General features: G+C 52.0%; 13 protein-coding genes. 7 read left to right on the top strand and 6 right to left on the bottom strand.

Annotated elements, in window-relative coordinates; all coding sequences use genetic code 11:
* The coding region (locus tag AC1HCM_RS01630) for a transglycosylase domain-containing protein (protein ID WP_479460033.1) at positions 1-578 on the bottom strand (578 nt) is incomplete at its 3' end.
* A 60-nt stretch (positions 579-638) separates the two neighbouring features.
* Between AC1HCM_RS01630 and AC1HCM_RS01625 the strand changes: the two genes are divergently transcribed.
* Genes AC1HCM_RS01625 through hisS form a run of 5 tightly spaced genes read left to right on the top strand, consistent with a single transcriptional unit; the run spans position 639 to position 4,668 of the window.
* Complete coding sequence (locus AC1HCM_RS01625; RefSeq protein ID WP_479460032.1) at positions 639-1,076, top strand: TraR/DksA family transcriptional regulator; 438 nt, start codon at positions 639-641, stop codon at positions 1,074-1,076.
* Position 1,077: 1 nt separating this feature from the next.
* Positions 1,078-1,284 carry a heavy-metal-associated domain-containing protein gene (locus tag AC1HCM_RS01620; protein WP_479460031.1) on the top strand — a complete coding sequence of 69 codons (207 nt, stop codon included), beginning with the start codon at positions 1,078-1,080 and terminating at the stop codon, positions 1,282-1,284.
* A 27-nt stretch (positions 1,285-1,311) separates the two neighbouring features.
* Positions 1,312-2,409: a peptide chain release factor 2 gene (gene prfB / locus AC1HCM_RS01615; protein WP_479460030.1), complete on the top strand. Its 1,098-nt coding sequence runs from the start codon at positions 1,312-1,314 to the stop codon at positions 2,407-2,409.
* Positions 2,410-2,425: 16 nt separating this feature from the next.
* Entirely contained in the window at positions 2,426-3,454 is a 1,029-nt protein-coding gene (gene gap / locus AC1HCM_RS01610) for a type I glyceraldehyde-3-phosphate dehydrogenase (protein ID WP_479460029.1), read from the top strand.
* On the top strand, positions 3,454-4,668 hold the full coding sequence (hisS, locus tag AC1HCM_RS01605) for a histidine--tRNA ligase (RefSeq protein WP_479460028.1): 1,215 nt from the start codon (positions 3,454-3,456) through the stop codon (positions 4,666-4,668). Before gap ends, hisS begins: the two co-directional genes overlap by 1 nt.
* Here hisS and AC1HCM_RS01600 read toward each other — a convergent pair.
* Positions 4,665-5,264, bottom strand: a complete 600-nt coding sequence (locus AC1HCM_RS01600) for a sulfurtransferase TusA family protein (protein WP_479460027.1) — start codon at positions 5,262-5,264, stop codon at positions 4,665-4,667. The two genes, hisS and AC1HCM_RS01600, sit on opposite strands and share 4 nt — an antisense overlap.
* Positions 5,265-5,269: 5 nt before the next feature.
* On the bottom strand, positions 5,270-6,127 hold the full coding sequence (locus AC1HCM_RS01595; protein ID WP_479460026.1) for a hypothetical protein: 858 nt from the start codon (positions 6,125-6,127) through the stop codon (positions 5,270-5,272).
* Positions 6,128-6,163: 36 nt separating this feature from the next.
* Between AC1HCM_RS01595 and cysS the strand changes: the two genes are divergently transcribed.
* The gene (gene cysS / locus AC1HCM_RS01590) at positions 6,164-7,639 is read left to right on the top strand and encodes a cysteine--tRNA ligase (protein WP_479460025.1); all 1,476 of its coding nucleotides are present in this window, start codon (positions 6,164-6,166) and stop codon (positions 7,637-7,639) included.
* Positions 7,636-8,517 (top strand): bifunctional methylenetetrahydrofolate dehydrogenase/methenyltetrahydrofolate cyclohydrolase FolD, encoded by an 882-nt coding sequence (folD, locus tag AC1HCM_RS01585; RefSeq protein ID WP_479460034.1) that lies wholly within the window; start codon positions 7,636-7,638, stop codon positions 8,515-8,517. The genes cysS and folD overlap by 4 nt, the downstream gene beginning before the upstream one ends.
* On the opposite strand, the gene AC1HCM_RS01580 is transcribed toward folD, so the two are convergent.
* From AC1HCM_RS01580 to AC1HCM_RS01570, 3 genes are all read right to left on the bottom strand, one after another.
* The gene (locus AC1HCM_RS01580; protein WP_479460024.1) at positions 8,490-9,515 is read right to left on the bottom strand and encodes an SPOR domain-containing protein; all 1,026 of its coding nucleotides are present in this window, start codon (positions 9,513-9,515) and stop codon (positions 8,490-8,492) included. The two genes, folD and AC1HCM_RS01580, sit on opposite strands and share 28 nt — an antisense overlap.
* Positions 9,512-10,192 (bottom strand): SPOR domain-containing protein, encoded by a 681-nt coding sequence (locus AC1HCM_RS01575; protein WP_479460023.1) that lies wholly within the window; start codon positions 10,190-10,192, stop codon positions 9,512-9,514. Before AC1HCM_RS01575 ends, AC1HCM_RS01580 begins: the two co-directional genes overlap by 4 nt.
* A gap of 11 nt (positions 10,193-10,203) precedes the next feature.
* Positions 10,204-10,958 (bottom strand): DALR anticodon-binding domain-containing protein (locus tag AC1HCM_RS01570; protein ID WP_479460022.1); only part of this gene is annotated, 755 nt, incomplete at its 5' end.

Raw genomic sequence — 10,958 nt, 5'->3', positions numbered from 1 at the left:
TCTTCAAGGGTGAGATCCTTTACGCTCTTGCCAAAGTACACCCTCGCTGCAGCCTCAACTCCGTAAGCACCGTTTCCAAGGTATATCTGGTTGAGGTAAAGCTCAAGTATCTTCCTTTTGTCAAAGGTCCTCTCTATCTTTATCGCCAAGAGGGCTTCCTTTATCTTCCTCTTCAAGGTCCTCTCCCTCGTCAAAAAGAGGTTCTTAGCCAGCTGCTGGGTTATGGTGCTTCCTCCCTGAACTATCCTCCCCGCCCTTAGATTCGCTATCATAGCCCTGAACAGGGCTCCTATATCAATCCCGAAGTGTGCGAAGAAGTTCCTATCCTCAGCCGCTATGAATGCGTTTATTACCCTCTGAGGGATCTGGTCTATCTTCACGTAGTATCTCTTCTGGACACCTATGTCTCCGTAGTGCCTGTCCCTGTAATCGTAAACGACAGAAGACTGAGGAGGAGTCCAGCCCTCAAGCAGTCTGACGTCTGGAAGCGTCAGGTATACAGCTGTCAGGAAGACAAGCAGGAGCGCACCCAGAATACCGACAGAAATTGATAGGTATATTAATATCTTTTTAAACATGACAAACCTTAACGGTTCACTATAATATTATACCTTCAGCACATATACAAGGAGGAGGCTATGGAAAAAGCTCAGCTTGAGGAATGCAGGAAGAGACTCCTTGAGGAGAAGGCGAAGATACTTGAGAGGTACCTCGCAAAGGAGGAGACTCAGGAGAGGCTTGAGGAGGAGTCAAAGGAGCCGAGGGACTGGGAGGACATAGGTCAGATGACCTATACCGAGGAGCTCCTTGATAACCTCTCCCAGATAGAAATAACCAACCTCAAGGAGATAGACTACGCCCTCAAGAAGATAGAGAACGGCTCCTACGGCGTGTGTGAGAACTGCGGCGAGGAGATATCCTACGAGAGGCTCTGCGTTATTCCCTGGACAAGGTACTGCGCCAAATGTGCTGAGGAGATAGAGAGGGAATCGGGGACCTACATGCCCTCCTACGGATTTGAACCTATGCTAACCGAGGACATAGAGATAGAGAGAGAAGACCTCGGGGAGGCGTAAGATGAAGGAGGTTGAGCTTAAGGTTCAGGGTATGACCTGTGAGCACTGCGTCAGGACGGTCAAGAACGCAGTCTCCTCCCTTGAGGGCATATCAAAGGTAGATGTCTATCTGGACACAGGGCTAGTTCGCGTTGAGATGGATAAGGACGTTCCCCTTGAGGATATAAAGAGGGCGATTGAGGAGTGGGGATATAGGGTTGTGGACTGAAACCCATGCAGAATTAAATTAATAAACATGGTAGAAATCAAAGGGAAGATTGAAGAGCTGAAGGAAAGGTTTGAGGATATAAAGAGGGTCATAGACCCCGAGAAGTTGAGGGAAGAGCTTACCCAAATAGACCAGACTATGTCAGAGCAGGGCTTCTGGGACGACCAGGAGAAGGCTAAGCAGGTCATCCAGAGGAGAAAGTGGCTTGAGGAGACCTTAAATTCCCTTGAGGAGCTGGAAAGGTCCCTCAGCGACGTGGAGGAGCTCTCAAGCGTTGCCCCCGAAGAGGATACAGACACCTGGGCGATAATTGAGGACGAGATGCAGTCTTTGGAAAAGAAGCTCGGTGAGCTTGAGCTCAAGACCTATCTCTCGGGCGAGATGGACGCCAAGAACGCCTACCTAACTATACAGGCGGGAGCTGGGGGTACGGAAGCCTGTGACTGGGCTGAGATGCTCATGAGGATGTACCGCAGGTGGGCGGAGAGGAAAGGGTACGATGTTGAGGTAGTTGACATAACACCTGATGACGTTGCGGGTATAAAGAGCGTAACCCTTCTCGTGAAGGGTCCCTATGCCTACGGCTACCTGAAGGGAGAACAGGGGGTCCACAGGCTCGTCAGGATATCACCCTTTGACTCCAACGCAAGGAGGCATACCTCCTTCGCCGCTGTATCCGTCACGCCCGAGATTGATGAGGACATAAACATAGACATAAGGGATGAGGACCTAAAGGTGGAGACCTTCAGAGCCTCGGGAGCGGGTGGACAGTACGTCAACAAGACCGACACCGCCGTGCGTATAACCCACATACCAACGGGGATAGTCGTTTCCTGTCAGCAGGAGAGGTCCCAGTTCCAGAACAGGCGTAAAGCCCTTCAGCTTTTAAAGGCTAAGCTCTACCAGCTTGAACAGCAGAAGCTCTTAGAAAAGAAGAAGCAGTATGAGGGAGAAAAGACGGATATAGGTTGGGGACACCAGATAAGGTCTTACGTCTTTCACCCCTACAGGCTCATAAAGGACCTCAGGACAGGCTACGAGACAGGCAACGTTGACGCGGTCATGGACGGAGACATAGACGAGTTCATAGAGCGGTATCTTAAGTGGAGTGCAAAGAAAAACTAAGTATAATTAAGTAATCATGAGTATAAAGGTAGGGATAAACGGCTTTGGAAGGATAGGAAGGAGCTTCTTCAGAGCCTGCAGAGGCGTGGAGGATATAGAGATAGTCGCAGTCAACGACCTGACCGACAGCCTCCACCTTGCCCATCTCCTCAAGTACGACTCCGTCCACGGCATATACCCCGGAGAGGTTGAGGCAAGGGGGGACAGCCTTTACGTTGACGGTAAGGAGGTAAAGGTCTTCGCCCAGAAGGACCCCTCCCAGATACCCTGGGGTGATCTGGGCGTTGACATAGTTATGGAGGCGACCGGCGTCTTCAGGGAGAGAGACAAGGCTGCCCTTCACCTCAAGGGAGGAGCTAAGAAAGTGGTGATAACCGCACCCGCAAAAGGTCCAGATATAACCGTGGTTCTCGGTGTTAACGAGGAGAGCTACGACCCAAGAGAGCACACCATAATATCCAACGCCTCCTGCACTACCAACTGTCTCGCACCGGTAGTTAAGGTTTTAAACGACGCCTTCGGCGTTAAGAGGGGATACATGGTAACGGTTCACGCCTACACCAACGACCAGAGGCTCCTTGACCTGCCCCACAAGGATCTGCGAAGGGCGAGGGCTGCCGCGATGAACATAGTCCCGACAACAACGGGTGCAGCCAAGGCGATAGGGGAGGTCCTTCCCGAGCTAAAGGGAAAGCTTGACGGAACAGCCAGGAGGGTTCCCGTTCCCGACGGCTCCCTTGTGGACCTGACCGTCGTAGTTGATAGAAAGCCTGCGAGTGTTGAGGAGATAAACGAGAGGTTCAAGGAGGCAGCCCACAGGTACGAGGCGAGCGGCAAGAGGTATCTCAGGGAGATACTCCAGTACTGTGAGGACCCGATAGTTTCCTCAGATATAGTCGGCAACCCCCACTCCTCCATATACGATGCACCCCTGACCCACTCAATAGAGGACGTGGTTCACGTAGCCGCATGGTACGACAACGAGTGGGGATACTCCTGCAGGTTGAGAGACCTGGCACTTTTCATAGCAGAGAAAGGACTCTGATGTCCGAAGAGCTTCAGGCTCCCAGAGGCTTCCACGACATACTCGGTAAAGACCTGAGAAGGTTCAGGAGGATAACCTCTGTAGTAAGGGAGCTCCTCAAGAGGCACAACTACGAGGAGATAATAACCCCGGTGGTTGAGTACGCTAAGGTCTTTGAGAGGAGCATAGGGGAGGCTACCGATATAGTCCAGAAGGAGATGTTCGTCTTTGAAGACAGGAAGGGAAGGCTCTTAGCCCTCAGACCCGAGGGAACAGCCGGCGTTGTGAGAGCCTACATCCAGCACAAGCTATACGCTCTCAAGCCCTACCACAAACTCTTCTACGAGGGTCCTATGTTCAGGTACGAGAGACCTCAGGCGGGTAGGTACAGGCAGTTCCACCAGATAGGTGCAGAGGTCTTCGGAGTGGGGGAACCGTACGCGGATGCTGAGCTTATAAAGCTCGTCAGCGATATACTTGATGAGCTGAAAGTTGAGGCTACCATTGAGATAAACTCCCTCGGCTGCAAGGTCTGCAGACCAGCCTACAGAGAAGCCCTAACCCAGTACCTCCACAGCGTTGCGGGAGAGCTCTGCGATGTGTGCATTGATAGAAAGGACAGAAACCCCTTAAGGGTTCTTGATTGCAAGGTTGAGACCTGCCAGGCTGCCGTGAAGGAGGCTCCCAAGGTGGTTGACTTCCTCTGTGAGGACTGCAGGAGACACTACGAGGAGCTTAAGGTTTACCTGAGAGAGCTTGGAATTCCCTACAGGGAAAATCCGGGTCTTGTCAGGGGTCTTGACTACTACACGAGGACTGTCTTTGAGGCTGTCTCTAACTCCCTTGGCGCTGCGGTCATAGCTGGAGGAAGGTACGACTACCTCGTTGAGGAGCTCGGTGGTCCTCCTACACCGGCTTTGGGTTTTGCGGTCGGAATTGAGAGACTCTCCCTGCTGATAGAGGACCCCGGTAAGGGAGAGGAGCTTTACTTTGTGATTCCCCTTGGAGATGTCCTTCCCCAGGCGCTGAAGGTTGCCCAGAGCATAAGGGAGAAGGGGAAGGTAGCGGAGCTCTCCTACAGAAGAGGAGGGCTGAAAAAGCAGATGGAGTTTGCCAACAAAATAGGTGCGGATTACGTAGTTATAGTGGGTGAGGATGAGCTTAAAGAGGGTGTGGTCTCCCTGAAGGACATGAGGACGGGAGAGCAGGTGAAGGTAAAGCCTGAGGAAATCTAAGGGTACACCCTCTCGTACTTCCCTCCCCTGAGTCTGTATATGGACTCAACGCCAAAGCCTTCCTTCCTCAGGAGTTCGTATATCTCCTTCGCCTCCTTCTCACCCTTGACCCCCAAGACAACACCACATCTGGGGTCTATCTCGTCGGGTATGGGCAGAAGAATCGCCTCCTTCTTTCCCTTCAGGAAGCTCTCCGCCCTCGTCCCCTCCGATATCGCCACGAAGGTTATGAAGTGATCCGGCTTCTTTGCGAAGGGGTTGAGCTTCAGGAGGAACATCCTCAGGTGGAGCTTCACCCCGAGGGCGTGGAATCTTATCCAGTAACCTATCGTGGGCTCCTTCCCTTCTGAGGTCTTCCTTATATAGGCTATCGTCTTTCCGTTCTCCTTCTCAACCTTGAGGAGCTCGTTCTTGGTCTGCCTGCTCCAGCTCCACACGTCCCTTTCAAAGCCCGGGTCTGTGGCTATGACCTTTAGGACCTCTCCCTCTTTCATCTTCTTCACAGTCTCAGAGGTCATCACTATGGGAACCGGGCAGGATAGACCCGTAAGGTCAAGCTCTCTATCAAAGCCTATCTCTTCCTTTACCGCCTTCATAACCTTCAACCTATGTTTATAGCCCTGCCCAGAGAAGATCCACCCTCAAAGCCAGCTACGTAAAGGCTCACCATCCTTCCAGCCCTCTCCAAGGAGCTCACGACGACCTCATCGTTCAGCTGGAAAGGGCTTTCCATCTCAAATATAACGACCGCGTTCCCCTCTTCAAGCTTAACAGGAACCGATAAAAGCCCCTTCTCTCTGTCCATCAGGGGAGTGTAGTCATCAACGGACCTCTTGGGCACAAGGTGTATCCTCCTGACGTTGAACCTATCTTTGACCCTCTTCAAGAAGTCCTCAACGCTCTGACTCTGGGTTGAGCCATCAAGGAGGAACTTCAGAGCCTCAAGCTCTTTCCTGTCTCTTTCCCATCTGGCGAAGTCCTGGAGTAGCTTCCTGTAGGAGGAGCGGAGCTTGTTCACCGAATCCCTCTCCTTCTTTATCACGTTCAGGAAGTCGGGTATCATGGCGGACAGGAAGGAGGCGGTCAGGATTATCAGGGTTGAAAAGAGCCACAGGGGTTCTCTCCTGAGCATGTAGGCTGAGAGCACCACACCAGACCCGAGGAGTATACCTGCCGAGAGGGTGCTTCTGTTGGCGTGAACCACTATCAGGGGTATGAGTGAGGTTAAAGCCTTAGGGTCCTGAGAGAGGAAGACCATAGGAGGCAGGAAAAGTACATCAACGAACCTGTTTATAAATCTAACCTTTTCGTACTTCAGGTAAGAAAGGAGTCCAAAGGAGAAGTACAGAGCTGTTATCACTATCAGTGTACTTCTGGAAGGAGGCTCAAGGTTAAGGGAGAGAAGCAGGAAGTAAAGAGAGACGAGAAATCTAACCCCCAGGAAAACCTCCTTCACCATTTTTCTCATTCTGGTAAATTATCATATAATAAATCCATGAGTTTGAAGATCCACAATACCCTGACGGGTAAGAACGAGGAGTTCGTTCCCATAAATCCCCCGAGGGTTCTCATATACACCTGCGGTGTTACCGTTTACGACGACTCCCACGTCGGTCACGGCAGGAGCCTCATAGTCTTTGACACCTTCAGGAGGTTCTTAGAGCACCTTGGCTACGACGTAAAGTTCGTGAGAAACTTCACCGATGTGGACGACAAGATAATAAACAGGGCGAAGGAGGAGTGCACCGACTTCATGACCATAGCCAACAGGTACATAGCGAGCTACTATAGGGACATGGAGGCTATAAGGGTAAAGCCCGCAGACGTTGAGCCCCGCGTCACGGAGCACATGCAGGAGATAGTGGATGTGATTCAAAAGCTGATAGAAAGAGGCTTCGCCTACGAATCCGGAGGAGACGTTTACTTTTCCGTCAAGTCTTTCAAGGATTACGGGAAGCTCTCCAAGAGGAGCCCCGAGGAGATGGAGGCTGGGGCGAGGGTTGAGCCCTCGGAGAAGAAGAGGGACCCCCTTGACTTCGCCCTGTGGAAGTCCGCGAAGGCTGGAGAACCCTCCTGGGATTCGCCCTGGGGGAAGGGCAGACCCGGCTGGCATACCGAGTGCGTAGCTATGGTTTTCAAACACCTCGGTGAGACGATAGACATCCACGGGGGAGGTCTTGACCTCGTGTTCCCCCATCACGAGAACGAGATAGCTCAGGCTGAGGCTATAACGGGAAGACCCTTCGCAAGGTACTGGATGCACAATGGACTCGTCACCGTCGGCGGACAGAAGATGTCCAAGTCTCTTGGAAACTACATAACCCTCAGGGAGATATACACCAAGTACCACCCGGACATACTCAGGCTTCTGGTCCTTTTCACCCACTACAGGAGCCCCCTTGACTTCTCTTGGGAAAAGATGGAAGAGACCCAGAGGGCTTACGAGAGGCTGAGGGGAGCTATAGAGGACTACGAGGTTCTCAAGGGGCTTGAGACTTACCCCGAGGAGGGAGGAACCCACCCGCTCTACGACAAGGTAAAGGAGGTGGAGGAGTCCTTCCTCGCCTCTCTGAGCGACGACTTCAACACACCCGAAGCCCTCTCCCACATCTTCTCCCTCGTCAGCGAGCTGGGAAAGATAAAGAACAGAACCTACACCGAGGGAAGGATATCGGAGAGGGAGCTCAGAGCCTACGAGTTCGCCGCAAAGTCCCTGCTGAGCCTCATGAAGAAATTCTTCGGTCTGCTGGAGGACCTCTACCCCGAGTGTGAGGTGCGAAAGGTCGTAGAGAGGGAGCTGGAGGCTGGCACGGTTCTGGATGAAAAGCTCGTTGAGCTTTTAATTGAGGTGAGAACGATAGCCCGTCAGGAGAAGCAGTTTAAGATAGCTGACCTCATAAGGGACAGGCTCAAGGACATAGGGATAGAGCTTGAGGACACGCCCGCAGGCACACGGTGGAAGAGAAGATGAAGCCCCTTATACTTGACGGAAAGACCCTTTCCCAGAAGATAAGGGAGGAGCTTAAGGCTGAGGTTGAGTCTATAGTAAGTGCGGGAGGGAGAAGACCGGGACTCGCCGTAGTCCTTGTGGGTGACGACCCCGCAAGCGAGGTTTACGTTAAGAACAAGATAAATGCCTGCAAGAAGGTGGGTATAGAATCCTTCTTCTACAAGCTTGAGAAGAGCACGCTTACCGAGGAACTCCTTGAGGTTATAGCGGAACTGAATGCCCGGGAGGAGGTTGACGGTATCCTCGTCCAGCTACCTTTGCCAGATCAGATAGACCAAAGGGAGATCATACTTGCCATAAGTCCGGAGAAGGACGTTGACGGCTTTCACCCCGAGAACATGGGAAAGCTCGTCGCCAGGATGGAGGATGGCTTCATACCCTGTACCCCCTTGGGAATAGACATTCTTCTTTCCCATTACGGCATAGAGCTGAAGGGGAAGGACGTAGTTATAGTTGGTGCGGGCTTTATAGTTGGAAGACCCCTTAGCCTGCTTATGCTCTGGAGGGACGCTACCGTTACGGTGTGTCACATCCACACGAAGGACCTCAAGAAGCACACCCTCGGGGCGGATATCCTCGTGTCAGCTACGGGAGTCCCGGGGCTTATAAAGTCCGACATGGTCAAGGAGGGGGCTGTCGTTGTTGACGTTGGCATAACCAAGGTTGATGGAAGAATAGTCGGTGATGTTGATTTTGAGTCTGTGAAGGAGAAGGTGAGCGCGATAACACCCGTTCCGGGTGGTGTAGGACCTATGACCGTTACGGGGCTACTTATGAATACGATAAAAGCCTACAGGAGGAGGACGAGGTCTCACTCAACCTCAATGATGAAGCCGTAAATCTGGTGGCTTTTTAGCTTTTCCAGCTCCCTCTGGGCTGACTCCCTTGTTGAGAACCTGCCGTAGACGACCTTGTAAACGCCCGATACCTCTACTACCTCCAGCTTCTTAAGACCCTTTTTCTTGAGCTCCTCAACCATCTTTTCAGCCCTCTCCCTCGTTGAGAAAGCTGCTATCTGTATCCCATACTTCCCCTCTTGGCTTTTATCGGGCTTGAAGCTTCGCCTTATCATGCTCCTTCTCTGTTCCTCTACGAGAACCTTGCTCAGCAACTCGTAAGCCTGACTTCTCTGGAGGTTGTTTGCCTGTTTGTTTTCAAGGACCGCCCTTATCGCTTCCTTCGCCTTTTCGTACTCTCCAATCTCGTAGTAAACCTTGGCAAGGCTCAGGTATATCTCCGGTTTCTTGAAGTTATTGGACAGAAGGGACTTGTAGAGCTTCTCTGCCTCCTCGTAGCGTTTCTCATCAAGGTAGGCGCTCCCGAGCTCAAGCTGAGCTTCCAAAAAGAGAGGGTTGTAGGCTGTTGCCTTCTTCAGGTACTCTAAGTACCTCTTCTTGTCCCCAAGCTCTTTGTAAACCTTTGCCAGATGATAAAAGGCTATGTGCTTCTTGTCAAAGGTCTCATCGGAGAGGGAATCCTTCAGGAATTTTATAGCCTTCTGATAATTCTTCATGCGAAGGTAAAGAATACCGAGGTTCATCTTTGACTCTGGGTGGTCGGGGTTGTTTTCCAGAGCCTTCTTGAAAGCTTCCTCCGCCTTCTTGTACTCCTCAACCTCCATGTAAGTTATGCCAAGGGCGTTCCATATCTGGGGTTCATGGGGGGCAACCTTGGCAGCCCTGTAGAGCCTCGCTATTGCCTCAGAGTAGTTTTTGGCATAGAAGGCTGACATCCCAAGGTCGTACAGATACCTCCACTCCTCCTCCTTAGCCTTTTCCTGTTTAGCGGAGCAGGACAGCAGGAGCCCCGCCACGAGACAGAGAAGGACAAGCCTCATCTCAAGACTGCGAAGGCGTTCTTGAAGTCAACCCTCACCTTTCTGAGGGCTTGAATAAGCTTCTCAGCCCTTACCCTTAGCCTCACCTTGTATAGCCCGTCCTCCTCTATAAGGAAGGCTTCGTATCCCTTGGACTTTGCAAGCTTCAGCATCTTCTCGGCGTTAGCCTTCATCTTGAAGGCACCAACCTGTACCACATAGTCCCTCAGGGTTGTCTTCTTGGCAGGTTTCTTCTCCACGGGCTTGCTGGAGACCTTTGTCTCCTTGGGCTTTGGCTTCTCAGCAACTTTTTGGGGCTTTGGCTCTGGCTTCGTTACCTTCTCGGGAGTCTGCTCCTTAACGGGCTTGGCTTCCTTCTTGGGCTCTTGCTTCTTGGGTTCGGGCTTCTTAGGTTCTGGAGCAGGCTTTGGCTCCGGAGGCTTCTTCGCTACGGGTTGGGGCTTTGGAGCGGGTTTAACCGTGGGTTTTGGAACCTTTGGAGCTGGTTTTGGCTCTACGGGTTTTACGGGTCTTGCCGAGGGCTTTATCTGGACAGGTGGCTTTGTCCTCACCACTGGCGGAGGTGAAACCTTCCTCTGCTGGGACTCCATCCAGGTGTTGACGCCAAAGTAGAAGAATATCAGGGCGACGAGTATGCCCAGGAGAAGGATAAGCCTGTGCTTTTGAAGTTTCTGCATCATTCTCCCCCTTACATTTTTTCGGGCGCTCTCACGCCTATTAATTTTAAACCAACACGCAATGCGATTCTAACACCCATGAGGAGTGCGAGCCTTCCGAGCATCTTCTCCTCCTCCACCCCTATTATCCTGTAGTGGTTGTAGTAGTTGTGGAAGGTGGCGGACAGGTCCATGAGGGCGTAGGTTATGAGGTGAGGGTCTCTCCTCAGGGCTACATCTACAAGCTCGTCCTTCATCATGAGCGCCTTCTTCATTAACTTAATTTCGGCATCTTCCCTGAGCGCTTCCAGCTTGTCTGTCAGCTTGAGCTCCTCCGGGTCCTTTGAAAACCTCTCCTTGAATTCCCTGAAGACGCCCGATATTCTCGCGTGGGCGTACTGAACGTAAAAGACAGGGTTTTCTGAGCTCTTCTCCCTCACCCTGTCAACATCAAAGTCAAGGGGTGTATCGCTCCTCTTTGTAAGGAATACGAACCTTATGGCGTCGGGACCCACCTCGTCCATGAGCTCCCTTAGGGTGACGAGCTCACCTGATCTCTTGGACATCTTCACCTCCCTCCCTTCCTTTATGAGCCTGACCATCTGCACGAGATAGACCTCAAACCAGTCCTCGGGTATGCCCAGCATCCTGAGGGACGCCTTCACCCTCGGTATGTACCCGTGATGGTCCGCTCCCCACAGGTCTATCACCTTTTCAAAGCCCCTCTGAAACTTCTCCCAGTGGTAGGCTATGTCTGAGGCAAAGTAGGTGTAAGAGCCGTCCGACT

The organism is Hydrogenivirga sp., assembly GCF_056450045.1.
The sequence above is the reverse complement of the archived record's forward strand: the minus strand, read 5'-3'. Positions and strand labels throughout refer to the sequence as shown.